The sequence below is a fragment of the Rufibacter ruber genome (assembly GCF_001647275.1).
In the GTDB taxonomy this organism is placed as follows: Bacteria; Bacteroidota; Bacteroidia; order Cytophagales; family Hymenobacteraceae; genus Nibribacter; species Nibribacter ruber_C.
In genome coordinates, this window is sequence record NZ_LRMM01000058.1 from 1 (window position 1) to 26,402 (window position 26,402).

A 26,402-nucleotide genomic window follows, 5' to 3' on the forward strand; every position below is an offset into this window, starting at 1 on the left:
TGTTTTTTCGTCTTTTGAAATCGAGGAATACCGTAGTAGCATACAAGGAGAAAGCCTCGACCAAACTTATAGTTCCTTATTCTATATAACCCCTAATACTAGATACCTGAATCTTGCGGTACAGCCAAAGCCATGGATCCTTACAGCCGTTCCCCCTCTGGGTGCGTAGTCACCCTGAACGCCTTCTTCAACACCCCAGACAAAGAAAACAAGTACGCCAGCAACATTCCCGTTGCCGACCCTAAGGTGACGTCCAGTTCAGAGTGCACGCCCAGGGCCACCCGTGACATGCACACCAGCACCGCCCACAGCATAGGAAGCACCAGCCACGGGCGGTGCCGGCGGGGCAGCTGGAGGCCCAGCCACATGGTCAGCATGGAACCCAGCAGAAAAGCATTCTGGGAATGGCCCGAAGGAAAGGAATAACCCGCCTCGCTCACCCAATGCTCCAGTACCAGCGGAGAAATCTGTCTATACTTCTCCGGGTTATTTCTCAGGTACTTGGCCAGGTAGAGCCGTCGCGCTTCAGCGCTTTGCAGGTAAAACGTGTCCAGCAGAGACGCCTCCTGCCCTTTGCCACCCAGCAGGAACTGGTGGCTGGGGCGCGGCACCTCTGCGAGCGGCTTTATCACGTACTCATTCAGTAGGGCCATGCTGCCCAGCGTGAACAGCAGAAACAAAAAGGCAACCGTAAAGGACTGCGCCTGCAGCTTAAGCCCCCTCTGCTGCCTGGCGGCCAGCAGACACAGCAAAATTCCCAGCACCGGGGTACCGTACACGCCTCCGGTCTGTGAGAGCACGTACCAGAAAAGGGTATCCCGGTCTTCCTGCAGGTAGCCGCTGAACGCCACCGGCAGCAGCCACACCCCCAGAACCAGCAGAAGCCAGCTCCCGGCCGTGAGCAGCAGCGCAAACTTGTTTTGGCTTAAATGTTTCCTCATGGGTGAATTGTAGAGCAGGTTAAGCTTTGTCTTAGTTGATGAAAGCGGTTAGCATAAAGCTCTGGCCAATGATCCTCACCAATCAAAAACGTCAACATACTCTACGCAAAAAATTCTTACTGATAAGTTGGGGTCTTAAAATGGGAAAATACAGCATTGCACGCAAATTGTTTACGCCAGGGCCTGCACCTTTCCCTGCTCCAGCCGAAGCACCCTGGTCACACAAGCCGGTATCTCCTGGGCATAGTGCGTCACGTACAGCAGCGTGGTGGAGCTATGGGCGCAGATCACCTCCAGCAGTTCTTTGAACCGTTGCCGCTGTTGCGCATCCATACCCTGGCAGGGTTCATCTAAGATGAGGAGCACCGGATTCTTGATAAGCGCCCGCGCCAGAAGGCACAGCCGCTGCACACTGGCTGAAACATTCCGGAGCGGTTTATCTTTTTCCTGCGCAATGCCCAGGAGCTCCAACCAGGCAAGGGCTTGGGCCGCATTGCCGGGCTGGCTTTTCCGGTGCAGCCCCAGCGTGTCATAGAACCCAGACTCCACCACCTCCAGGCAAGTGTTCTGGTACGGGAAGAACTGGAACAGCTCTGGCGAGACAAAGCCAATTTTCTTCCGGATGTCCCAGAGGGTTTCACCGGTGCCGCGCTTCCGGTCAAAGAGTGTAATGTCTTTAGAAAACGCCTGGGGGTTATCTCCGTTCAGCAGACTCAGCAGCGTAGTTTTACCGGCCCCGTTGTGCCCCAGGAGCGCCCAGTGTTCGCCCGGCCGCACGTGCCAGTTGACCTGGTCCAGCACCGTCTTCTCCCCATACCGCACCGTCACCTCCTTTAACTCTACCAGGGTTTGGTACCTAACCGGGGGCGAGGCCGGCAACAGATCGTTCAACCCCGCCGGATTTAAGGCGGGGGAGTTCCCTTCAGGTTCAGGAGTGCCCTGATACCGCTCCTTCGGCTGCGCCGAAATAAGTTGCCCATTTTGCAGCACCGCCACATGGGTGATAGACGCCGGGATTTCATCAGGTGAGGTGGCCATGATCACCGTCACCCCTGAGGCGATGAGGTGGGCCAGCAGCTCTTCAAAGTTAGTCCTGGTCTCCAGATCAAGGCCCGTAAGGGGCATGTCCAGCAGCAGGAGTTTGGGCTGCTTCAGCAGTGCCTGGGCCAGTAGCAGGCGCTTGGTTTCGCCGTTAGATAGTTTGATCAGCTGCTTAGAAAGTAACCCCTCCAGCCGGAGCCGCTGCACCAGCTGGTCTATGGTCCAGGTTTTGGCAGCGGTTGAAACTGTGTCTATTTCGGCCAGATACGCTGCCACCGTGGGAGCGTCCTCTGCGTCTGCGGCATGGTAGCGCTGCTGGTAGTAAAAGGAGCCGGTGTTGGTAGACAATGATTTGAAACGGTGCTTCTGGCCTACCAACGCCACCAGGTTTTTATAGGTGAAGAAGGAGTCCTGCACCGGGTTTTTCTCCAGATATTCCTCCAGAAACCCATGCGTCACCAGGCCGCCCACCAGGGGCAACTCCCCCGCAATGGCCCGCAGCAGGCTGGTCTTGCCCGCGCCACTCTCCCCTACCAGCGCCCACTGCTCCCCGGGCTGCACCTCAAACGTCAGGTCTTGAAACACATGGTGGTTCTGGTGCCGAATGGTAACATTCTGAAGCGAAAGGAATGAGCGGGGCATTGGGGAAACGGGTGTATAAAGTAAGCTGGCGCAGTAGACGCACAGGGTGTTCCATGGGTAAAGGTTCAGCCGGTTAGCCAGCAATCAGAAACTGAAACAAGACAGCTCTCACCCCTCTGTTTTAGGGCTGATTTGACCAAAACAGGTCAGAAACAGCATCTGCACCAAGACTTTCCGGTAACGGCGGTGTAGTGGCTAAGCCAAAATTCCAGTTCCTGCGTTTTGGGGCTACTTTCCCAAAAACAGCCCCAAAACAGCAGCTTGCTTCTCTTAAAGGCTCAAGCGCACGCTTGCGCCCTAACCTGTGCTAAAACATGAACAGCTTCACCGTTAGAGGTTAACGGTCTGCCTGCCAAGCGGGAAAATGGGTAAGAATGAGATCCCGGTGGGAAAGGAAACCTTACCGGTTTGGCAGGATCTTACCCCACCTTTGGAAATTACTTTGCCTTGGGTGAATTCACCTTCTGCAGCAGGAGTTCCGGTTCATTGGTGGTGATAAAATCTGCGTTGCGCTCCAGGAGCCAGTCCATGATGTTGGGGTCATTGACCGTCCAGACGTTGACGGTGAGGTGCAGGCGGTGGGCCTCTGTAATCCACTCCGGGTTCTTCTGCACCACGCTCTGGTGGTAGTCAAAGCCGTACATCTGGTCTTGGGCGAGTTGGGCAGGCGTTTTCTCCCCGTTCAGGTAAGAGACATGGGCAGAGGGCTCCAGCTCCAGCACCTTTTCCAGGATGGCATAGTCAAAGCTGATGTAGTCAACCCAGCCCTGGGCCTGCTGCCGCTGCACCATCTCCACCACCTTCTGCGCCAGCGCCTGCCCCCGCTCCTTGCTGATGGCCGAAGGTTTGATTTCCAGGATGAGCCTGGTTTTGTTCTGGTTCAAGCCCGCGTTGAGGTATGCCTCCAGCGTTGGCAGGCTCTCCCCGTTGGGTAATTTCACCTCAGCCAGCTCAGCCGCCGGGGTCTTTTCAATGTGCAGCCCCTTGATGTCATGGTCATGGTTCACAAACAGCACAGAATCTACCGACATGTGCACGTCAAACTCGCTTCCGGTGCAGCCCAACCGGATGGCATGCTGTAGCGCGCCAATGGAGTTCTCAGGGGCACCGGTGTTTTTCCAGGCGCCGCGGTGGGCAATGACTTTGTTTTTGATGAATTCGTCCTTCACAATTCTGAAGGAATACTGCTTTCCGGCTGCCTCCAGCACCACCTCCAGCCATTGGCTCTGCGGGGTAGACGCGGCCGCCTTCTTTACCTTGAGCGTCTTGTCTTTGCTTAACTCAAACAGCCGCGCACTTTCTATAGAGAGTTTCACCTGGGGCGTACCCGCTCCTTTTGAAACGGGCATCACTTTCCCCACCACCAGGTTCTGCGGGGTATAGGAAAAGTTGGAGAGGGTGATGGGGGCTTGAGCCATGGCCACAGAGGGTAACAGGAGGGTACAGAATACAAAAAACAATCTGGCAACAGGGGTGTGAAGTCTCATAAGAAACAGGTTCAGTGAAGGTTTACAAGTAAGTACTATATCTGCTTTCATGCCAGTAATAAGAAGGGAAAAGTTTCTGTTTTGGGGCTGTTTTCTGAAAAACGGCTCCAAAACAGGAATGTCTAAAAGCGAATACCCCACCACCTTTCGGCAGCAGGGCATTCTACACAACACACAACACTAACTTTAAACGAACTGTTAAGCGTACTCTAAACAAACTAAAATGAACTCTTATACAAACAGGTTCAGAAAATCCTGCCGGCCGTTGAGGTACTCATAGGCGAAGCCTTCCTCCAGCATGCGCAGTTTGATGGCTTCCACATCCTGCGGGTGCTTCACCTCTACCCCAATGAACACGGGGCCTTTCTCCTTGTTGTTCTTCTTGATGTACTGGAAATGAATGATGTCATCTTCTGGGTGCAGCACGCGGTTCACGAAGGTGCGCAGCGCCCCGGGCTTCTGGTTGAACGTGACCATGAAGTAGTGCTTGAGGCCCTGGTGCTGCAACGCGCGTTCCTTGATATCTTCCATGCGGGTGATGTCATTGTTGCTGCCGCTGATCACGCATACCACGTTTTTGCCTTTGATTTCCCCCGCGAAATCTTTTAGAGCCGAAATGCTCAAGGTGCCGGCCGGTTCCAATACCACGCCTTCCTCATTGTACATCTTGAGAATGTCTTCGCAGATCTGGCCTTCGGGCACCAGCACCACGTCATCCAGCAGTTCGCGGCAGATCTCAAACGTGATCTCACCGGGGCATTTCACGGCCGCCCCATCTACAAACGAGTCAATGGTCTCCAGCGCCTGACGCCGGTTTTCTTTAATGGACCGGTACATAGACGGCGCGCCCAGCGGCTGTACCCCAATCAGTCTGGTGTTAGGGCTCACCTGCTTGAACACACTAGAGACGCCTGAGGCCAACCCGCCCCCGCCAATGGGCATGAACAGGTAATCAATGGCAAAATCAGCGTCTTTGAAAATCTCCAGCCCCACGGTGGCCTGGCCTTCTACAATGGCCAGGTCATCAAACGGCGGAATAAACGCGCTGCCCCGGGCGTCACAGAATTCTTTGGCGGCCTTGAACGTGTCATCATACGTGGCACCGGTGAGCACCACCTCTACCATGTCTTTCCCGAAGAGGCGGACTTTGTTCACCTTCTGGGCGGGCGTTTGGGCGGGCATGAAGATGTAGCCTTTGATACCCAGCAATTGGCAGGCATAGGCAACGCCCTGCGCGTGGTTTCCGGCGCTGGAGCAGACAATCTCCCCCGCCCTTTCCTCGGCAGAAAGCGACGAAATCTTGTTGTACGCCCCTCTAATTTTGTAGGAACGCACCACCTGCAGGTCTTCGCGCTTCAGATAGATCTCCGCCCCGTAGGTCTCAGATAGCCACAGGTTCTTCATCAGGGGCGTTTTATAGATCACCCCTTTCAGGTTCTTGGCCGCCTTCTCTACGTTCCCCAGCGCTACCACGGTTTCTAATGAAGCTGTCTCTTTCTGCATGGTGAATTCTTCTTTCTGCTTTTGTCCTGTTTTCAGAAAACAAGCCCTAAAACAAGTACCTTTTTCCCTGGCGCGAGTCTTCAGACTCGTGCCGATGGATGGGTGGAGTCTCCAGACTCCCATTTTACGCTTGGTCTAACTCCTGACAGACCAACGCACTTCGAATCAGTGCCTTTTCGGTCTGTTAGGGGACAGACCGGGGGAGGTAGTTTCCAGACTCCATTCGTCAAAATCCTACTCGTGGCTCCCGGCGAGTCTGGAGACTAGCATCATCTTTTGTCACGAGTCTGGAGACTCGCGCCAGTTGGATCCAGTTGGGTAAAAGCCTGTGAAGCCTAAGAGACTTCACAGGCTTTTCTACTTTGGGCCTGTTTTCTGGAAAACAGGCCAAAATGTATTTCAACCAATTTGCTTTTCCTCTGATGAGGGAAAGTTCTATCTGCCGGAACGCAGTTTTCTTACGGTAGCCCCGGTCTGCCATAACTCAGACTCACGCACCTCCGCCAACTCGGCTTCCAGCTCGGCACGGTAGCCTGGGGTTGAACCGCGCTGAATGGTACGGGCCGCTTCCTGGCCAGAAGCCACGCTGTCATACAGTTCATTCAATACCGGAAGAGTAGCCTCACGGAATTTGCCTTTCCAATCTAAAGCGCCGCGCTGGGCGGTTACCGAGCAGTTGCTGAACATCCAGTCCATACCGTTCTCGCCTACCAATGGCACTAAGCTTTGGGTCAGTTCTTCCACCGTCTCATTAAACGCCTCAGACGGAGAGTGACCGCGCTGACGCAACACCTGGTACTGGGCTTCAATGATACCCGCCAAAGCACCCATCAACACACCGCGCTCACCGGTTAAGTCAGAGTATACTTCTTTTTTGAAATCGGTCTCGAACAGGTAACCAGAACCAACGCCAATCCCCATAGCAATAGCTTTTTCATAGGCTTTACCGGTGGCATCCTGGAACACCGCGAACGATGAGTTCAGGCCGCTGCCGGCCAGGAACAGACGGCGCAGGCTGGTGCCGCTTCCTTTAGGAGCTACCAGAATCACATCCACATCAGCGGGCGGAACAATGTTGGTTTGCTCTTTGAAGGTGATACCGAAACCGTGCGAGAAATACAGGGTGTTGCCTGGCTTCAGTCTTTCTTTGATGGTGGGCCACACGGCAATCTGACCGGCGTCTGACAACAGGTTGCAGATGATGGTACCGCGCTCCACGGCTTCTTCAATAGAGAACAACGTCTCGCCTTCTACAAAACCATCTTGCTTGGCTTTCTCCCAAGAGGCTGAATCCTTGCGCTGGCCCACAATCACCTTGAAGCCATTGTCGCGCATGTTCAATGCCTGGCCCGGACCTTGCACGCCGTAGCCAATCACCGCAATCACTTCGTCTTTCAGGGTCTCTTGGGCTTTTGCCAACGGATATTCATCGCGGGTTACCACGGTTTCTTCTACACCGCCGAAATTAATCTTTGCCATTTTACTGTAGCTAATAAAGGTTTTAAGATGATTTTACTAAATTAAGTGGAGGTGAAACCTCACCCCCGGCCCCTCTCCCACGGAGAGGGGAGTTTTTATGGTTTTGCGTTTTCGGCCTAGTTTCTGAAAAACAGGTCAAAAACAGGTTTTACCTTTTCTTTTCTTGGCGCGGGTCTTCAGACTCGCTTCACTGGTGGTCACGAGACTGGAGTCTCGCGCCAGTTGGTTACACGCCAAAAGGTTGCCATATTCCTGTTTTCAGCCTGTTTTTTTGAAAATCAGGCCAAAATCGAATTTCTGTTCTCCCCTCTCCGTGGGAGAGGGGCCGGGGGTGAGGTTCCTTACATGCTGAACACCTTCTCGCGGCTGTTCAGGAACTCGTTTTCCATGACTTCATGGCCCGGCTCGGCGCGTTCAAACTCGCGCAGTTTGCGGTTGAAGCCGTCGCTGTCTTTGATGATGGCGATGCGGGCGCTGCGCACAAACTCTATCAGCCCGAACGGCTGCAGAATCTTGATCAGGTTGTCGGTTTCCTCGCGGTGGCCGGTGGTTTCAAAGACGGTATAATCTTTTCTAATCACCACCACTCGGGCGCCGTTTTCGCGCAGCAGCCGCTCTACTTTGGCTTTCTCGGCCACAATGTCGGTGGGCACTTTGTAGAGCGCCATCTCCTGCCAAATCACGTCTTCGTTGGTGTTGTAGTACACCTTAAGCACCTCTACCTGTTTCTCAATCTGGCGGGCAATTTTGCTCACCACCTCTTCAGTTTCGTGTACCACGATGTTGAAGCGGTGGATTCCCTCAATTTCGCTGGGCGAGGTGTTGAGGCTTTCAATGTTCATCTTGCGGCGGGAGAATATCATGGCGATGCGGTTGAGCAACCCAATCTGGTTCTCTGTGTACACCGTGATGTTGTATTCCTGCCGTTCTATTGGCGCTTGCTCACTCATCTTCTTCTTGGTTTAGCAAGGTTATTTCAATCTGATTTCACTCACGCTGCAGCCCTGTGGCACCATAGGGAACACGTTGTTCTCTTTGGTCACCATCACTTCCAGCAGGAAAGAACCAGGATTGGTAAGCATTTTCTGCAACGCCTCCACCAGGTTTTCGCGCTGATTGATGCTGCGGCCCGGTATGCCGTAGCCCTTGGCTACCGTCACGTAATCTGGGCTGGTGATGTCCACGAACGAGTAGCGGCGCTCATGGAACAGCTCCTGCCACTGGCGCACCATGCCCAGAAACTGGTTGTTCAGAATCAGGATTTTCACGTCTATGCCGCTCTGCATGATGGTGCCCAGTTCCTGAATGGTCATCTGCACGCCTCCGTCGCCAATTACGGCCACCACGGTTCTGTCAGGTGCCCCAAACTTGGCCCCGATGGCCGCTGGTAACGCGAAGCCCATGGTACCCAAACCGCCGCTGGTGATGTTGCTGCGTGTCTGGTTCAGTTTGGCGTAGCGGCAGGCCACCATCTGGTGCTGCCCCACGTCGGTGACAATAATGGCGTCGCCTTTGGTGAGCTCGTTCAGTTGTTGAATCACCTCACCCATGGTCATCTCATCGCTGGTGGGGAACAGCTCTTCCCGAATCACCGCGTCAATCTCCTTCTGCTCGAACTCCCGGAATTTGGCCAGCCACTCGGTATGCTGCTTGGTTTCCACCATTTGGGTGAGCAACGGCAAGGTTTCTTTGCAGTCGCCCCACACGGGGACGGTGGTCTTCACGTTTTTGTCAATCTCAGCGGGGTCAATGTCCAGGTGAATGACTTGCGCTTGCTTGGCGTATTTGTCCAGACGGCCGGTCACACGGTCATCGAAGCGCATGCCTATAGCAATCAGGACATCGCACTCATTGGTCATCACGTTGGGGCCGTAGTTGCCGTGCATGCCCAACATGCCTACGTTCTGCGGGTGATCAGTAGGCAAGGCACCCGCGCCCATGATGGTCCACGCCGCCGGAATCCCGGTTTTCTCCAAGAAAGCCCTGAACTCCTGTTCGGCGGAGCCGAGCATCACGCCCTGCCCCCAAAGCACAAACGGCTTCTTGGCTTTGTTAATTAATTCCGCCGCCTGGCGAATGTATTCTTTGCGCACAATGGGCTTGGGCCGATAGCTGCGGATGTGGTCACACGGCGTGTAGCCTTTGAACGCAAACTTTTGCAGCTGGGCGTTTTTGGTAATGTCAATCAACACCGGACCGGGGCGACCACTGCGGGCTATGTGAAAAGCCTTGGCCAACACCTCCGGAATCTCGGTGGCATCAGTGACCTGATAATTCCATTTGGTGACCGGTGTGGTAATGCCAATTACATCGGCTTCCTGAAACGCATCGGTGCCCAGTAAGTGCGCGAAAACCTGACCTGTGATGCAGACCAAGGGTGTGCTGTCAATCAAAGCATCGGCGAGGCCGGTCACCAAGTTGGTGGCACCTGGGCCGCTGGTGGCGAACACCACGCCTACTTTTCCGGAGCTTCGGGCGTAGCCCTGACCGGCATGAATGCCGCCTTGCTCGTGGCGCACCAATATGTGTTTCAAGTCGCCTTCAAAGTCATAGAGCGCATCATAGATGGGCATGATGGCTCCACCCGGATAGCCGAAGATAGTGTCTACACCTTCCACCACGAAACCGTGCAGTAGCGCCTGGCTACCGCTCAACATGGTGTCTGTCTCAGGCAAGGCTGGGGCTTGTTTCTCTTGCGTTAACATAAGCTTCGTCTTGTAAATCGGTGATACAACCGTGGCTGGCATCACTTACCGTTCTAATGTATTTCAACAATACCCCGCTCTGCACGTTGGCTTTCGGGCGTTGCCACACGCTTCTGCGGGCAGTTAATTCAGCTTCGTCTAGCTGCACGTCTATGGTGTTGGTGGAGGCGTCCAGCACAATCCAGTCGCCGTCTTCTACCAGGGCAATGGTACCGCCGTCGTAGGCTTCGGGGCTCACGTGGCCTATCACAAACCCGTGGGTTCCGCCCGAGAAACGACCATCTGTAATGAGGGCTACTTTATCGCCTAGACCCGCGCCCATAATGGCCGAGGTGGGTTTCAACATTTCGGGCATGCCCGGACCGCCTTTGGGCCCCACGTACCGAATGACGACGACCTGACCCGGTTGAATTTTGCCGGCGGCGATGCCCTCATTCAGTTCTTCTTCAGAGTTAAACACTATAGCAGGGCCTTCAAATCGCAGTCCTTCTTTGCCCGAAATCTTAGCCACCGCTCCTTTAGAGGCCAGGTTGCCGTACAGAATCTGGATATGGCCGTCTGATTTGATGGGGTTGGAAAGCGGTCTCAACAAGTCCTGCTCCGCGCCTAGCGGTTTTATATTTTCTAGGTTTTCGGCCAGCGTTTTGCCCGTAACGGTCAATAAATCTCCGTTCAGCAAACCCGCTTCCAGCAGCGTTTTCTGCACCGCCGGTACGCCGCCTAAGGCGGAAAGGTCTTCCATGAGGTACTTGCCGCTCGGTTTCAGGTCAGCCAACACCGGCACGCGGTTGCTCACGTCCTGAAAATCTTCCATGGTCAAATGCACGCCCGCGGCGTGGGCAATGGCGATGAGGTGCAGCACAGCGTTGGTAGAGCCGCCCAGTACCGTAATCATGACCAGGGCATTTTCAAAGGCCTCGCGGGTTAAGATGTCTCTGGGCTTGATGTCTTTCTCTAACAAATTCAGAATGTAGGCCCCGGTGTCCAAGGCTTCCTGATTTTTCTCTGGGCTCACGGCCGTGGCCGAGGAAGAGAAAGGCAGGCTCATGCCCAGGGTCTCAATGGCGGCGGCCATGGTGTTGGCGGTGTACATTCCGCCGCAGGCACCCGGACCCGGACATGCGTTCCGGATGATGCCGCGGTAATCTTCGTCTGAGATAGTGCCGTTCAGTTTCTTGCCGTAGGCTTCAAAGCAGGAAACAATGTTCAGCTTCTGGCCTTTGTACTCGCCGCCTTTGATGGTACCGCCGTAAATCATCACCGAGGGGCGGTTCAAGCGCGCCATGGCAATCAAGGCACCCGGCATGTTCTTGTCACAGCCTACCACCGTGCCCACTGCGTCATAGTAATGCGCACCGGCCATGGCTTCAATGGAATCAGCAATCAGCTCTCTACTCACCAGCGAATAGCGCATGCCCGCGTTGCCGTTGGTGATGCCGTCGCTCACGCCAATGGTGTTGAACCGCAGGCCCACCATGCCGTTGGCCTGCACGCCCATTTTCACGGCATCGGCGAGGCCGTTCAGGTGCATGTTGCAGGTGTTCCCTTCAAAGCCGGTAGAGCAGATGCCCACAAACGGTTTGCGCAGGTCTTCTTCTTTCACCCCTGAGCCAATTAGCATGGCCTGAGAGGCCGGAAGGCTGTCGTCTTTGGTGTAGATGCCGCTGTATTTATTTAGAGCCATGGTTTGCTATTTTTACCTCACCCCCGGCCCCTCTCCCACGGAGAGGGGAGCTAAGCGGTAAAGCATTTTTTAAATGTTATTGCGTTTTTGGCCTACTTTCTAAAAAACAGGCCGGAAACGAATTCTTTTAATTTTAACTGGTGCGAGTCTCCAGACTCCAGTGCTCCACTTTTGTTTCCCGACGAGTCTGGAGACTCGCTTTATCTCTTGATATGAGACCGGAGTCTCGCGACAATTGGGGATTAGTTTATTTTCCGTTTTTGGTCAAATTTCTGGAAATCAGCCCGAAAACATATTGGTTTATCCATCTTCCTCGGTCTGTCAGGGGATAAACCAAGGAAACAGAAAAATTTTATTCTGTTAGTCACGGAAGTAACTCCCGCGCCCATAGTAAACAGGTTACATTCCATTTTCCGTTTTCGGCTTATTTTCTGAAAAACAGGCCAAAAACGCATTTCCGTTCTCCCCTCTCCGTGGGAGAGGGGCCGAGGGGTGAGGTCCTAAATAATAGTACTTAGCCCCAACTCCAGGTTTTTCAAATGCCGGAAACACTCGCCGCCCTCCTGCACATAGTCGGCAATGAAGCAGCCGACTTGCTCAGTGGTGTAAGGGTTATCGCTGTTCAGTTCTGGGGTTAGCACTTTTCTTCTGAGGGCATAATCCACGCCTTCTTTTACCAGGGTTGCCTCGTCATACATCCCGAAGTGCTCCAGCATCATGGCCACTGAAAGTATTGTGGCGATTGGATTGGCGATGCCTAAGCCTTTGCCCTGCGGGAAAGAACCGTGAATAGGCTCAAACAACGCTGCGGTTTCTCCTATTGAGGCCGAAGGCAACAAGCCCAGAGAACCGGCTATCACCGATGCCTCATCTGAGATTATATCGCCGAACATGTTCTCGGTGAGAATCACGTCAAATTGCTTGGGGTTCAGAATCATCTGCATGGCGGCGTTGTCCACGAACAGGTAATCAACTGCAACAGAAGGATATTCCGGGGCAATCTGCTGCACCACTTCACGCCACAGACGGGAAGTTTCCAGCACGTTGGCTTTGTCTACTAGAGTCAGTTTGTTGCGGCGCGTGGTAGCCGATTGGAACGCCAAGAGTGCAATACGTACAATTTCCTCACGGGAATAAGTGCAGTGGTCATACGCTCCATCGGCGGTACGGCCTTTCTCCCCGAAATAGATACCGCCGGTCAGCTCGCGGTAAATCAACATATCAGCCCCTTGAATGCGGTCAGCCTTCAGCGGTGAGTGCTCAATTAACACATCATAAGCGGTCACCGGACGGATGTTGGCGAACAGACCTAATGACTTTCTTAGCCGCAATAGCCCTTGCTCCGGACGTACTTTGGCAGCAGGATTGTTGTCATATTTCGGGTCCCCGATGGCGCCCAATAAGATGGCATCGGCCTCAAAGCAAGCCTGTAGGGTTGACTCCGGAAGCGGGTCGCCGGTGGCGTCAATGGCGCAGGCGCCCATGAGTTGCACGTCCAGCTCAAACTGGTGCCCGAAACGCTCAGACACCGCCTCCAGCACTTTCAGGGCCTCGGTACAAACTTCCGGCCCGATTCCGTCGCCGGGTAAAACGGCTATTCTTTTAGTTAATACGCCCATGGTCGGTTGCTTTCGTATTGTTCTATCGCTTCTTTCTGGTTCACTAAAAAATCAATGTCATCGTAGCCATTGATCATGCACTCTTTTTTGTAGGCGTCAATGGCGAAGGGGATTTTCTCTTCCCACACCGGCACTTCCAGTTCCTGGTTCACCAGGTTCACCACCAACGTAGTCTGCGGGTCTTGCTCAATCTGAGTCAGCAATCTTGCCAGCACCTCATCGCTCACCTGCAGTGGCAACAGGCCATTGTTCAACGCATTGCCTTTAAAGATATCAGCGAAGAAGCTGGAGATGACCACTTTAAAACCGGCATCATAAATGGCCCAGGCAGCGTGCTCACGGCTACTGCCGCACCCGAAGTTTTTGCCTGCCACCAGAATTTTTCCGCTATAGCGGCCGGTGTTCATGACAAAATCTGCCTTGGGCTGACCCGCGTTGTCAAAGCGCCAGTCTCTGAATAAGTTCTCCCCGAAGCCCTCGCGGGAGGTGGCCTTTAAAAAGCGGGCCGGGATAATCTGGTCGGTATCTATATTCTCAATCGGCAGCGGAACCGCTGTGGATTGAAGCACTTCAAACTTTTCCATTTAACTGCTTTATGTGCCACAAGTGCACTTTACAATTCTTTATATGATCGTCCCCCTTGGAAGGGGGTTGGGGGATGATTACTCGTGCAGATGTTCGCATTCCCGAGAATCAATATTTCTTTTTTCTGGGTTGAAGCTGATGGTTCTTCAACTGCCTTTGTCATCCCCCTACCCCCTTCCAAGGGGGACGACCAGGTATGCGTACCTAAAAATTAATTCAGGTATTGGGTAATGTCCACAATCTTTCCTTCCACGGCGGTGATGGCGGCTACCAAGGGGCTGGCCAGCAAGGTGCGGGAGCCGGGGCCCTGACGGCCCTCAAAATTGCGGTTAGAGGTAGAGACGCAGTAAGCGCCGGCCGGGATCTTGTCTTCATTCATGGCGAGGCAGGCGCTGCAGCCTGGCTCCCGTAGCTCGAAACCCGCCTCGGCTAATACTTTGTCAATGCCTTCTTCAATGGCTTGTTTCTCCACTTGCTTTGAACCAGGAACAATGATGGCCTCAACATGCGCGGCTTTTTTCTTGCCCTGCACAAACCTGGCTACCTGGCGCAAATCTTCAATGCGGGAATTGGTGCAAGACCCGATGAACACGTACTGAATCTCCTTGCCCAACAACGACTCGCCTGGCTGGAAACCCATGTACTGCAAGGATTTGCTGTAGCTGGCCTGCTCGCTCACCGGTACATCAGTCGGAATCAACGCGTCAATCGCCATGCCCATGCCCGGGTTGGTCCCGAACGTGATCATAGGCGCAATGTCAGCGGCGTCAAAGCTCAGTTCTTTGTCAAACTGAGCTCCTTCTTCGGTGAATAGGGTTGACCAATAGGCCACCGCCTGCTCCCAGCGCTCTCCTTTCGGCGCGAACTCGCGGCCTTGCAGGTAGTCAAAGGTGGTTTGGTCGGGGGCAATCATTCCTCCGCGGGCGCCCATCTCAATAGACATGTTGCAGACCGTCATGCGGCCCTCCATGCTCAGGTTGCGGAACGCGCTGCCCGCGTATTCTACAAAGTACCCTGTTGCCCCGCCGGTACCTAGTTTGGAAATCACGTAGAGGATGATGTCTTTGGCGGTTACGCCGGGTCTCACCTCACCGTCAACAGTGATGCGCATGCTCTTGGGTTTGCTCAACAGCAAGCACTGTGAGGCCATTACCTGTGCTACCTGGCTCGTACCAATTCCAAACGCAATCGCGCCAAAGGCGCCGTGGGTGGAGGTGTGGCTATCACCGCACACAATGGTCATGCCGGGTTGGGTGATGCCCAGTTCCGGTCCCATTACGTGCACAATACCTTGTCTTTCGTGCCCAAGGCCGTACAGTTCAATGTTGTGCTTGGCGCAGTTCTCAGTGAGTTTGTCTACCTGAAACCTAGACAGCGGCTCCTCAATGGGCAGGTGCTGGTTTTTGGTAGGTACGTTATGGTCGGCGGTGGCTACAATCTGCTCTTTGCGGAACAGCGGCAAGCCCCGCGCCTCAATCTCATCAAACGCTTGTGGACTGGTTACTTCATGTATGAGGTGACGGTCAATGTAAAATACATCTAACCCACCCGGGATGGACTTCACCACGTGAGCGTCCCAAATTTTATCTAATAATGTCTTTGCCATAGTTGTCACGTTTGTCATCTGGTAAGGCTGCTCTCTTCTACTTTTCCCTTCTCACTTTTGCCGTGTTCATTCAAGATGACAGCGGGTAATTAATTTGCAGAAACCAGATTATCCTGTTCCACCATTAAATGGAGGTCTTCGTCTACTACTTCTTTCTTTTTGTCGGCTACTTCCAGGAAGGCGGCATACGCTTTGTCTAAGGCTGCTTTCTCCAAGGCATAACCCAACTTTTGCATGCGGTACGCCAAGGCGGCTCTGCCGGAGCGGGCGGTTAACACAATAGAAGAATCCTCGGCACCTACCTCCTTGGGATCAATGATTTCATAGGTCTCGCGGTGCTTAATCACGCCGTCCTGGTGAATACCACTACTGTGCGCAAACGCATTGGCTCCCACAATGGCCTTGTTGGGCTGCACCTGCATGCGCATCATGTGTGATACCAAGTGAGAGGTTTCGGTCAACAGACGGGTATTCACGCTGGTGTCCAGGTTCAAATAAGGGTGTTGGCGGAGAATCATCACGACTTCCTCCAGGGCCGTATTGCCGGCGCGTTCCCCTACCCCGTTGATGGTGCACTCAATCTGGCGGGCACCGTTGATGGCGCCGGCAATAGAGTTCGCGGTAGCCAAACCCAGGTCATTGTGGCAGTGGGTAGAAAGGGTAACATTCTGCACGCCGCGCACATTTTCATATAAGTACTTAATCTTCGCTCCGTATTCTTCCGGCAGGCAATAACCGGTGGTATCAGGAATGTTCAACACAGTGGCACCGGCTTTGATGACGGCTTCGCAGACCATGGCCAGGAACTCATTATCGGTGCGGCCAGCGTCTTCGGCGTAGAATTCTACGTCTTCTACAAAGCTTTTCGCTAGCTTTACGGCCGCCACGGCCCGTTCAATCACATCGGCCTGGGTGGTGCGCAGCTTGAATTTCACGTGCGATTCTGAGGTACCTATACCCGTATGGATTCTGGGGTAACGGGCGGTTTTCAAGGCCTCAGCCGCTACTCTTATGTCATTTTCCACCGCTCGGGTCAGGCCGCACACGGTGGCTTCTTTGGTTTGGGCCGCAATGGCGCGCACCGCTTCAAAGTCGCCGGGGCTGGAAACGGGGAAGCCAGCTTCAATTACATTTACACCTAGAAGTTCCAGTTGCCGCGCAATAACCAACTTCTCATCCATGTTTAATTTGCAGCCGGGCACTTGCTCGCCGTCGCGCAACGTGGTATCAAATATTTGTATCTTCTGAGCTGACATCGTTATTTTGGCTTCTTATTCGTTACAAAGAAGTCAGTACTTTTACTGAGGCCAAAAACTTTTTTAAACGAGTCTACTATTTCCAAGCGCCTCTTTTCAATTCACATCAATTTGAAAATCAATATTTTAAAACATTTTTCATTACAATGCCCAACCAAAATATTGACCCCATTTTTCAATTGATAAAATCACTCTCGCCCTCAGAGAAACGGCACTTCAGGCTGTTTACCAACAAGAGCGGCTCCAGTGAAGACTTGAAGTTTCTGCAGCTGTTTGATGCCCTGGACCAGCAGGAAACCCTAAACGAAATCCAGATTCTCAAACAGGTGCCCAGCATTAAAAAGGCACAGTTGGCCAACCTTAAGAGCAACCTGTACAAGCACCTGCTCTCCAGCCTACGGGCCTACCATGCTCCCCAGAACCTGGATATTCAGCTGCACGAGCAGCTGGACTACGCCCGCGTACTCTATAACAAAGGGTTCTACCAGCAAAGCCTCAAAATGCTGGACAAAGTAAAGGTAGCGGCGCTGGAGTCAGAGTTGCCGCACATTGCCCTCACCGCTATTGACCTGGAAAAACTAATTGAGAGCCAATATATTACCCGCAGTTTGAGCGGCCGCGCCGAAAGCCTGACCCAGGAGGCCACCTCGGTCTCTACCCATTTGGCCCAAATGCACCAGCTCTCCAACGTAGCGCTCAGGCTCTATGGCCATTACCTCAAAGTCGGGCTTGCCCGAAACCAGGAAGACTATGCCTCCATTACCGCTTTCTTCCAGGAGAACCTGCCGGTGATTGAATTGCAGAAGGCGGGCTTTTATGAGAAGCTGTACTTCTACCAGGCCCACGTGTGGTACCACCTCATGACCCAGGACCTGAAAGCCTGCTACCGCTTCGCCCAGAAATGGGTAGACCTGTTTGACCAGTACCCGCACATGAAGGAGCGGCGGCCGGTGTTGTACATCAAAGGCATGCACAACCTGCTCAACGCGCTCTACAACCTGCTGTACCACTCCAAATTCATTCAGGTGCTGCAGCAGTTAGAGGATTTTGCCAATGACCCCAAGCGCCGGTCTACCCCCAACATTGACACTCTTCTGTTCCTGTACATTTACACGAACAAGATCAACGCCTATTTCTTAGAAGGCAAGTTCACTGAGGGGCTGCAGATCATACCCGGCGTATTGCAGAACCTGGAAGGCTTTCAGGCGCAGCTAGACCCGCACCGCATGCTGGTTTTCTACTACAAGATTGCCAGCCTGTACTTTGGCAGCGGCAATTTCAGGAAAGCCATTGAGTACCTGAACAAGGTCATTCACCACCGCAACACCAGCCTGCGCGAAGACCTGCAGTGCTTCGCCCGCATTCTCAACCTCATTGCCCACTACGAGGCCGGTTATGATGATGACGCCCTGGATTACCAAATCAGGACCGTCTACCACTTTCTGGGCAAAATGGACAACCAGCAGCAGATGCAGGTGGAGATTTTCAAGTTCCTCCGCAAGGTGGGCGGCATTGCCCCGCACCAGGTGAGAGACGCCTTCAGTGAATTAAAGGAACGTTTGATCCAGATTTCGCAGAACCCCTATGAGCGGCGGCCCTTCCTGTACCTTGACATTATCTCCTGGCTGGAAAGCAAGATTGAGAATATTCCGGTACAGGAGGTCATGCGCCGCAAAGTGGGCCGGTTGAAATAGTTCACGTTTTTGGCCCCTTTTTTGGAAAACAGGCAAAAACAGAGGTTCCGCTTTGCCATAGCCAGTCAATACTGAGGAGCACCGCCACGTCTATTCGTTCTCAGTTCAGGCCGTGGCTAGAAATTGTTCAGTAGTGAACACTTGCTTGTTCACCACTGAACAAGTAGACTTATGGGGTTTTTATTAGTTCCTGGAAATTAACTGATTATAAATCTGGCATAGCCCTTGACTTAGCTGTTTGAAGGCGCGGCATGTCTTTGTTGGTCTGGTGTTCAGGGTACCTGGCCTAACTTCCGGCAAAAGAACAGCCGAGGCTTTTATAAACAGAATCCTCAAATTATTTCCATGCTCCGTCTCCTGCTCGTCTTTGCTCTCTTTTCTTTCGCCTTCCCTTTCACGTCCTCTCCTCTTGCGCAGGGGGCCAGCACTGATATTTTCTATCTCGTCAAGCCTTTGCTCCCCCACAGTGCGGCCTTACAGGTTTCCTTTCAATACAGAAGCAACGCGGCTGGTAAATTGGTGCTCAGGTTTGAGAACAATTCCTGGGGCGACAGGGATCTCTTCAACTGCCTGACGGGACTTACCGTAAGCCCAGCCCCGCAAAGCATTGAAATGCTGCCAGACAGCAGCCTGATCAAAATAATAGCGCAACCTAACCAGGAATTGCAGGTCCGGTACGCCATTAGGCAAGATTTCAATGTGACGCTCAAAAACGTTCACCGGTACCGCCCAATTGTTCAGAAAGAGTACTTTCATGTTCTAGGGATGCGCCTGTTTCTGGTGCCTGAAAACCTGTTTCAAAGCGACTCAGATTCAGCAAGGATTGAAATCAACTGGGCTGCCCCAGCGGCTGGCCATATCTTCCACAGCAACTTTGGGCCGGGCCTCCGGCAGAAGGCGAACCTGACCAAAGACATGCTGTATTCTACATTTTTTATAGGTGGCGATTTCAGGAGGTACAGTTATAGCTGGAAAAACCAGACCATTTACTTGGTCACCCGGGGTAACTGGTCCTCATTCACAGACCAGCAGGTGTTGGATATTCTCAAAGCCACCATTCCGGCACAGATGGTTTTTTGGAAAGACAGACTAGACGCGCCCTTTTCGGTAAGCCTGCTCCCCACGTTTGAGGAGTGGACAGACTCCTCCAAGTCTTTCTCTCTGGGCGGGAGCGGCTTGCTGAATTCCTTTATCTCCTTCTCCTCTAACAACCCAGGCACAGAGCTCAAGATGTTGCGCTGGCTCTATAACCATGAACTGCTTCATCGCTGGATTGGCCAAACCCTGGTTAATGAGGAAGAGGAAAAACAGTATTGGTTCAGTGAAGGATTTACTGACTATTACGCCTATAAACTCATGCTCAGGAATAAGCAGATCAGCCTGGAGGATTTTCTAGACGTGATCAACAAAGAGGTATTGGCACCTCATTATCAGTCACCGGTCAGAACCCTCCCCAACTCAGAACTCACGCAGCAAAAATTCTGGTCTGACAGGCAATACAATAAACTCCCCTACCGGCGAGGCCTGCTCTATGCCCTGCTCCTGGACAGCCAGCTAAAAAAGAAATACCACGGTAAGAAAAGCCTGGATAATCTCATGAAAAACCTGATGGCCCAAGCCAAAAAAAGTGGTGACTTCAAATTCAACCATACTGTCTTTCAGGACCAGTTAGACACCTACTTAGGCTCAGCAGCCATTACTGAATTTGGAAGATACATTCTGCAAGGGAATTGGATCAATTTTGAAGAATCTCTTCCTGCAGGCTTACTTCTGGAGACGCAAAAAGACATTCCGGCAATCATTATTTCACCATTGGCCAATAAAAAGAAACTGGCGGATTTACTGGGTAAATGAGAGTAGACATCCGGTTCTTGCCAGAACGCGCTTCCGCTGTTTCTAGCCTGTTTTTTAAAAAACAGGCCAGAAACAAAATACCGCTTTGCTTCCCTAAGAAAATCTGATCTTACAGCTTCTGCCAATTCATATCATCCTTACCTTCAGCAGTCGCAACACTTCTCTCCTAACACTGTTGAAACCGAACCCCATATATGTAGAAACACACATAGAAACCTCCCTGGAGCGACTATGGGAATTTACCCAGCCCCAGAAATGCATCAGGAATGGGACTTGCGCTTCCATTTCATAGCATATTTACCCAAGCACTCTAAAGACGAACCACAGCGGTTTCTGTACCAAACGCAAATTGGATTTGGTTAAAAGTAATATGGCGAAGGCAAGAGCACCGGGACCCACAGCAAAGTAACCGGAGAAAGCACGTCTGCCTTAAAATTTTGGTCAGACGAGAAAATTTCGCTTATCAAAACAGGTTCTGGGTACTGGAACTATATTCCTATCGCCAGCGGCGTGAAATTTATAACTTGGTTTGATTACCAAACCAGATATGGATTTGTAGGGAAAGTAGTAGATAAGATTTTATTCAGGCCGCTCATTGGCTGGGCCACCGCCTGGAGCTTTGATGCCCTCACAAGATGGCTGGAGAAATGACAGCACCCCCGTTACCAACAGCCCTGCTGGCCCAAGCGGCCCGGGAATTACCCCAACCGGAAGCGCATGAACATGAATAGGTCCATCTTACAATGGTTTTAAAAGATCATCTCTTCAATAAACGGGTGACACTAGACAGGCAGTCTAATTCATAGGGTACTGATCTGCACAAGAGTGGTTTAATTGGGCATAGGGAAACCTGTAGCAGGTAAATAGGATACCCCCTCCCCTAAAACTCTCAGCTTGCCATTAAGGTATCCAGAAAGTAGCCCTCCTCCCTTAGCTGGGCCTTATACTTCCAGAGTTCCAGCTCTTCCATGACCAGATTGGCCAGGTATTTCAGGGTGAGCTGGTCTTCCAGGGAGAACGTTCTGGGTTCTCTGTCTACCAGACACACCGCGCCCAATTGAAAGCCGTCATGCGTTCTCAGGGGAGCCGCGGCGTAGAACCTGAGCCCGAACTCGCCGGCCACAAACGGGTTGGCCAGCAAAGAAGGCTGCTCCAGGGCATCTGGAAACACGGTTGGGTTTTCATTGAGAATGGCCAGGCCGCTCAAACTGCTGCCGCGGTCAACTTCAGTAATCCCGTCCAGCCCCACCTGCGCCTTTAACCAGACCCGCTCCCTGTCTACAAAAGAGATCATGGCCACCGGTACTTTGAACAGGTGGGCCGCCAAAGACACCACATGCCGCAGGGTGCCCTCTGTTTCTGCATCAACCGGGTTGGGGTGGTTGGTATCTAGAATGCGGTACTCGTGTAATTTGGTAAGCCGTTCCTGATCATTCTCAGGAATAATATTCATTCTTAAAGCTCGTCGCATCATCAAAAATTCAAACGCTCATATCAACTTCACAGCGGTATTTCGCCGGCTGCGCACTTCTTAGGTGTACGGGGAGAGGTAGATTCCGTTGGAAAAATCCTGCTGGTTTCTTTGCAGACTGCCATTGCCGCTGTACTTTCTGTTTTTAGCCTGTTTTTCAGAAAACAGACCCAAAACGCCCTGTAGCCGTTTTCAGGCAGGCGTTCCATGGCTGCATCAGGGATCTTACCCGCAATAACCCTCTGAAAGTCAACACTAAAAAACTTCAACCCCCTTCCACCCTCCGCGGGGCGCGGTTTAAAGTACCATAACAGTTCTGGCTGGTCACGGCTTGTCTGGCCAAAGTTCTTCCGGTTTCGCCTTATCTTTGGGCAGCGGACAGGTGAGATGTATCTGCCCCTGAAAATTAGCACCTATGATCAACTACAACCCCAAAGACTGGTTCATCTTCATCTTCAGGTTCTCCAAGTCAGACACGTTCAGGCAACTGCTTCCGCTTTTGATTATGGTGGGCATTTACGCGGGTTTCATCTCTTTTCTGGAGAACCACTACCTGCAGCTGTCGCAGAATGACAACCTCAAGAATGTGGGGCTCATGCACAGCGTGCTGGGGTTTGTGCTATCGCTATTGCTGGTGTTCAGAACCAATACCGCCTATGACCGCTGGTGGGAAGGCCGAAAGGTCTGGGGCAGCCTCACCAACGTTTCCAGAAATTTAGCGCTTAAGCTGCAGGCGTGCGTGAAGGACCAGGAGACGAGGAGTTATTTCCGGCAGATGATCCCCAACTTCGCCTTCGCCCTAAAAAACCACCTGCGTGAAAATGAGGATTACCAGGAGCTGGACCCGGTCTTAGATTTAAAACCAGAGAAGCACCTGCCCAACCAGATTGCCTGCGCACTCTTTGACAAAGTTAACGCCCTGCACCAGCAAGGCGCCCTCACCACCGCCCAGCTGCTGGTGCTAGATGAAGAAATCAAGACCTTAACAGAAATTACCGGCGCCAGCGAACGGATCAAGAACACGCCCATTCCTTTTACCTACAGCGTGTTCATCAAGAAGTTCATCTTCTTTTATGTCATGACGCTGCCGTTTGGGTGGTCGTTCAGCATGGGGTATTATGTGATTCCGGTGGTCATGCTCATTCTGTACGCCATGGCCAGCCTGGAGCTGATTGCTGAGGAAATTGAGAACCCGTTCGGGACCGATGACAATGATCTGCCGCTAGACCAGATCTGCACCAACATCAGGAAACACGTGGCCGAACTGCTGGATTGATAGTGCCATTTTCACCGGGCGGCTCATTTCCTGTTTTTGGCCTGTTTTCAGAAAAACAGCTCCAAAACAGCCTTGCCAGATAGTTTGGCCAAAACAAAAAGAGCCAGCGGCGCATGCATTGCCCGCTGGCTCTTTTTTTAGGGTGGAAGCCGGTAGGGCTTCTGATTTTGTCTCTGGCACAGCGGCTGCCTAGGCCTCTGGAGAGATTCTGTTTTAGACCTGTTTTCTGAAAAACAGCCCTAAAACGTTATCACCGGCAAGTTTTACGCTGATTAAAACGCTTTTACAACAGGAAAACCAGAAAACGGTAAACTGGTTCAGCGGTGAGAGGCTTAGCCTTGTTTCACCAGCTGAATCTCAGCGTGCAGGCGAATCTCATCACTCACCACCACGCTTCCGGCCTCGGTCACGGCACTCCAGGTCAGCCCAAACTCTTTGCGGCTGATCTTGCCCGTAACAGTGAAACCGGCTTTGGTCTGGCCATACGGGTCAACCACAATCCCCCCCAGCTCTACGTCAAGGGTTACCGGGTGGGTATTGCCTTTGATGGTGAGGTCCCCGTGCAGCTTGGCAGAGTCGCCACTGGTTTTCTCATAGCGGTTGCCCACAAATCTGATTTCGCCGTGGTTGGCAGTATCAAAGAAATCAGGGGATTTCAGGTGGGTGTCGCGCTGCTCGTTGTTGGTGTTGATAGAGTTCACATCGGCGGTGAACACTACGCTGGCGGTGTTGTCAAAATCGTCCCCCTCGGTTTCAGCCTCTACACTGAACGTCTGGAAATAACCGGTAACGGTGGTGATCATTAAGTGCTTCACCTTGAACTGCACTTCACTGTGGGTGGGGTCCAGAGACCATTTGGTAGTTGCCATAGTTGTATTGTTAGTTGATGGTTTGCGGCCCGAGCTAAGGTATACGATCCCCACTGCTTCGGGTTGATTTACCGTTAAAACATTTAATGTACCTACATAGATAAAGAAATCAGCTTTCCGCTCCAAACAAATTCTCTGTTTCTGGCCTGTTTTTTTGAAATCAGGCCCAAACCGGCCATCTGCCCCTGCTGTCAATGCCTTCTGGTTTACAGCAGTTTACCTGCCCTGCAATGGGAGCTACCGCCTAAAGGGCTTTGTTTTCTGAAACCAGCAGCCAACCCTCCTACTCTTTCCCCTCCCCGGGTTCGGCCATGGCGATGTGTATTTATGGATGTCTGCCGCCACTTTTCTGATGAACTCTAACTGCTCTGCCAGCAGCCTGTCATCTGCAGAAAGGGTTGCCGGCGGGTCAGTAGAAGGCTCCCCGGAGCTGTGGGCGGCCTCATGAAGCTGGAACGCGGGGTCTAAGTGCCTGATAGCCTCTGTGAGCAAATGCAGCGACCGGCGCACATTCTTCTGGATGGCCTCTGGGTACAGGCAGGGCTGGGCGTTGATCTTGCCGGAAATGACCGTGGCAATGTAAGACGACAGCACATGGTTGAGCACCACCAGCTGGTAAATCTCCCGGCTGTGCAGCTGCTTGCTCTTTGGCTCTGCGGCCATGCGCTGAAACGCCGCCGACAGGTCTGCCGACTTCACGTTGACTTCCTTGCGGGCCAGCTTGTATTGCACATTTGACACGGCGTTTCCTGCCAGCAGCCCCGCCAGCACCTGCAGATAGTTCAGGTTGGCCTTTAACGCGTTTTGCAGGAACGTCCCCACCTGTTTTGACTCCCAGTTGGGCAGAATCAGGTAGGTGGCGGCAAAAGCAATGGCGCAGCCCGCCACGGTGTCTACCAGGCGCTCCTCCACAATGGCCAGTCCGCCGCCCCCCAGAAAGCTGAACAGGATGAGCATGAACGGCGTCACGAGGGTAACGCTGAGCACGTAGTTCATGCGCTGCACCGTGTAAAAACCGGTCATGAACAGGACCATGAACACAAACTGGATGGTCTCATTTTTAAACAGGTACAGAATGAGCAACCCAATGGCGCCCCCCAGCACGGTGCCAATGATACGCTGCACGTTTCGCTGCTTGGTCAAACTGAAGGCAGGTTTCAGGATGAAGACCACCGTGAGCAACACCCAGTAGCTGTGCTCCCCGTACGGGAACAGCCGGGTAAGGGCAAAGGCGACCACGGCCACCAGCGCCATGCGCAGCGAGAACCGAAACACAGAAGAAGACAGGCCCATGTTGCTCCACAGCAGCCGGGGCGAAAAATTCTGGCGGGTCACAAACAGCGAAAACTGGAGCTCCCGGTTCTGGTACGCCTCCTGCGCCGCCTCCGTGTTGAAATAAGACCTGATATCTGTGAGCCGCTGCACAATGCCTCTAATGTTCACCAGTATCTTCTTGAGCACCAGCGTGTGGGCGGTAGGCTCCTGCACATCTATTGCCTCTATCTTCTGCTTCAGGCTTTCCAGCTGCGGCAGTACGTTCAGCGGCGTGCCCGGCTGGTAGTTGGCTTGCAGCGCCAGCCCAATGCGGTCCAGCTCATCTGCCAGGCGCTCAATGATCTCAGAAATGTCTCTCAGAACACCCGTGCCCGCAAACTTCTCATTAATGGACGCATAGTCATAGTGAATAGAAGTGATCTGCTCATACAGATCCACCAGGTCTACAAAGATCATCACCAGCGTTCTACCCGTGTCTGTTGACTCCTGCACCATCTGCCTACTTTTGAAAAGCACCTCGCGCGCGGCAACCTGCTTCTCACTCACCAGCACCTGCTGCGCCACCAACCTGCGGTACTCCGGCTCCATGTCTGTTGGCGACCGGTAAAAAGAGGCTTTGATGCGCAGGTATTTGGCCACCTCCCGCACGCTTTCGCCCAGCGCCTGCTGGGCCGGCCGGTAAGGCATCATCTGGTGAGACAACAGGCTCAACAGCAAATACCAGACACCGCCGGTTAGCACCAGACCCGCGTACTGGAACACCTGCACGTTGGTGAGGGGCCGGTGCATGCTCAAAATCATAACCAGCAGGGCACCCAGCCCAATAAGGGACGCCCGCATGCCGTACACCAGCAGCATGGAGAACAGAAAGCAGAACACCCCAATCTCCAGCCCCATGGTGACCACGTGCCGCTGCGCAAACCCGGTCACCATTGCCACCACCGTACACAGCAGAATGGCCACCAGCATGCCATTGCGCTTGTGCACCACCGGCCCCGGCGAATCAGCCAGGCTGGCCCCCACCGCCCCCAGGGAGACGGTGATCCCCGTCAACAGCTGCCCCATGTAAGAGAACAGCAGCGCCGGCAGCAGCACCCCAATGGTCACCCTAATGCCATCGGCAAAATTCTGACCGTAAAAGAAAGACTGTAGTTCCCGGACTTTGTTCATTTTTTAAGGAGTGAAGGAGTGAATGGGTGAAGGAGTGATTTTTTAATTTGCCAATTGGGTAATGTGCTCTGGAAGGTATGCATTAGGCTTAACAAGATTGAAAACAGGGCAAACAACTTTGGCATATCTTCTCTTTTCTGTCATTCTAAAAGAACCCTGGCAGCGAACGGTAACACCCATACTCCAAAAAAGCTGAGTTCGTCCGCAGGTTGCTTTCAGAAGAACAATCAGATTAAAATGTTTTT

Annotated in this window: 20 protein-coding genes; 4 read left to right on the top strand and 16 right to left on the bottom strand. The window is 52.8% G+C overall.

All coding sequences use genetic code 11. The features are described 5' to 3' along the window. Positions 1–140: 140 nt before the first annotated feature. From A8O25_RS17415 to A8O25_RS17470, 12 genes are all read right to left on the bottom strand, one after another. Complete coding sequence (locus A8O25_RS17415; RefSeq protein ID WP_066837490.1) at positions 141–941, bottom strand: phosphatase PAP2 family protein; 801 nt, start codon at positions 939–941, stop codon at positions 141–143. Positions 942–1,112: 171 nt separating this feature from the next. Continuing rightward, positions 1,113–2,624, bottom strand: coding sequence for an ATP-binding cassette domain-containing protein (locus A8O25_RS17420; RefSeq protein WP_066837493.1), 1,512 nt, complete (start codon positions 2,622–2,624; stop codon positions 1,113–1,115). A 437-nt stretch (positions 2,625–3,061) separates the two neighbouring features. Next, complete coding sequence (locus A8O25_RS17425; RefSeq protein ID WP_241499071.1) at positions 3,062–4,042, bottom strand: glycerophosphodiester phosphodiesterase; 981 nt, start codon at positions 4,040–4,042, stop codon at positions 3,062–3,064. Between the two features lie 300 nt (positions 4,043–4,342). Continuing rightward, complete coding sequence (ilvA, locus tag A8O25_RS17430; protein ID WP_066837496.1) at positions 4,343–5,614, bottom strand: threonine ammonia-lyase IlvA; 1,272 nt, start codon at positions 5,612–5,614, stop codon at positions 4,343–4,345. Positions 5,615–6,049: 435 nt separating this feature from the next. Further along, positions 6,050–7,093, bottom strand: coding sequence for a ketol-acid reductoisomerase (ilvC, locus tag A8O25_RS17435; RefSeq protein ID WP_066837499.1), 1,044 nt, complete (start codon positions 7,091–7,093; stop codon positions 6,050–6,052). A 341-nt stretch (positions 7,094–7,434) separates the two neighbouring features. Beyond that, complete coding sequence (gene ilvN / locus A8O25_RS17440) at positions 7,435–8,043, bottom strand: acetolactate synthase small subunit (RefSeq protein WP_066837502.1); 609 nt, start codon at positions 8,041–8,043, stop codon at positions 7,435–7,437. Between the two features lie 21 nt (positions 8,044–8,064). After that, positions 8,065–9,798, bottom strand: a complete 1,734-nt coding sequence (gene ilvB, locus A8O25_RS17445; protein WP_066837505.1) for a biosynthetic-type acetolactate synthase large subunit — start codon at positions 9,796–9,798, stop codon at positions 8,065–8,067. Continuing rightward, the gene (gene ilvD / locus A8O25_RS17450) at positions 9,761–11,482 is read right to left on the bottom strand and encodes a dihydroxy-acid dehydratase (protein ID WP_066837509.1); all 1,722 of its coding nucleotides are present in this window, start codon (positions 11,480–11,482) and stop codon (positions 9,761–9,763) included. Before ilvD ends, ilvB begins: the two co-directional genes overlap by 38 nt. A gap of 500 nt (positions 11,483–11,982) precedes the next feature. Next, positions 11,983–13,101, bottom strand: a complete 1,119-nt coding sequence (gene leuB, locus A8O25_RS17455) for a 3-isopropylmalate dehydrogenase (protein ID WP_066837512.1) — start codon at positions 13,099–13,101, stop codon at positions 11,983–11,985. Further along, positions 13,089–13,685, bottom strand: a complete 597-nt coding sequence (gene leuD / locus A8O25_RS17460; protein WP_066837515.1) for a 3-isopropylmalate dehydratase small subunit — start codon at positions 13,683–13,685, stop codon at positions 13,089–13,091. The genes leuB and leuD overlap by 13 nt, the downstream gene beginning before the upstream one ends. Positions 13,686–13,897: 212 nt before the next feature. Further along, positions 13,898–15,292: a 3-isopropylmalate dehydratase large subunit gene (leuC, locus tag A8O25_RS17465; protein ID WP_066837518.1), complete on the bottom strand. Its 1,395-nt coding sequence runs from the start codon at positions 15,290–15,292 to the stop codon at positions 13,898–13,900. A gap of 89 nt (positions 15,293–15,381) precedes the next feature. After that, a complete protein-coding gene (locus tag A8O25_RS17470) occupies positions 15,382–16,548 on the bottom strand; it encodes a 2-isopropylmalate synthase (RefSeq protein WP_066837522.1) in 1,167 nt (388 codons plus the stop codon). Between the two features lie 146 nt (positions 16,549–16,694). On the opposite strand from A8O25_RS17470, the gene A8O25_RS17475 reads away from it, so the two are divergent. After that, positions 16,695–18,242, top strand: a complete 1,548-nt coding sequence (locus tag A8O25_RS17475) for a hypothetical protein (RefSeq protein ID WP_066837525.1) — start codon at positions 16,695–16,697, stop codon at positions 18,240–18,242. A gap of 474 nt (positions 18,243–18,716) precedes the next feature. Here A8O25_RS17475 and A8O25_RS23305 read toward each other — a convergent pair whose 3' ends face one another. Further along, positions 18,717–18,998: a hypothetical protein gene (locus tag A8O25_RS23305; protein ID WP_161947781.1), complete on the bottom strand. Its 282-nt coding sequence runs from the start codon at positions 18,996–18,998 to the stop codon at positions 18,717–18,719. 9 nt (positions 18,999–19,007) lie between these two features. Here A8O25_RS23305 and A8O25_RS17485 point away from each other — a divergent pair, with 9 nt between their 5' ends. Together A8O25_RS17485 and A8O25_RS23310 are read left to right on the top strand one after the other, a co-directional pair. Then, the gene (locus A8O25_RS17485; protein WP_161947782.1) at positions 19,008–20,096 is read left to right on the top strand and encodes a M61 family metallopeptidase; all 1,089 of its coding nucleotides are present in this window, start codon (positions 19,008–19,010) and stop codon (positions 20,094–20,096) included. Between the two features lie 510 nt (positions 20,097–20,606). Further along, positions 20,607–20,747, top strand: a complete 141-nt coding sequence (locus A8O25_RS23310; RefSeq protein ID WP_161947783.1) for a hypothetical protein — start codon at positions 20,607–20,609, stop codon at positions 20,745–20,747. A 238-nt stretch (positions 20,748–20,985) separates the two neighbouring features. Here A8O25_RS23310 and A8O25_RS17490 read toward each other — a convergent pair whose 3' ends face one another. Beyond that, positions 20,986–21,549 (bottom strand): GAF domain-containing protein, encoded by a 564-nt coding sequence (locus A8O25_RS17490; protein WP_241499072.1) that lies wholly within the window; start codon positions 21,547–21,549, stop codon positions 20,986–20,988. A gap of 433 nt (positions 21,550–21,982) precedes the next feature. Between A8O25_RS17490 and A8O25_RS17495 the strand changes: the two genes are divergently transcribed. Next, positions 21,983–22,843 carry a bestrophin family protein gene (locus A8O25_RS17495; RefSeq protein WP_066837536.1) on the top strand — a complete coding sequence of 287 codons (861 nt, stop codon included), beginning with the start codon at positions 21,983–21,985 and terminating at the stop codon, positions 22,841–22,843. Positions 22,844–23,175: 332 nt separating this feature from the next. Here A8O25_RS17495 and A8O25_RS17500 read toward each other — a convergent pair whose 3' ends face one another. Beyond that, complete coding sequence (locus A8O25_RS17500; protein ID WP_066837538.1) at positions 23,176–23,712, bottom strand: YceI family protein; 537 nt, start codon at positions 23,710–23,712, stop codon at positions 23,176–23,178. Positions 23,713–23,949: 237 nt separating this feature from the next. Beyond that, the gene (locus A8O25_RS17505; protein WP_066837540.1) at positions 23,950–26,157 is read right to left on the bottom strand and encodes an FUSC family membrane protein; all 2,208 of its coding nucleotides are present in this window, start codon (positions 26,155–26,157) and stop codon (positions 23,950–23,952) included. Positions 26,158–26,402: the final 245 nt, after the last annotated feature.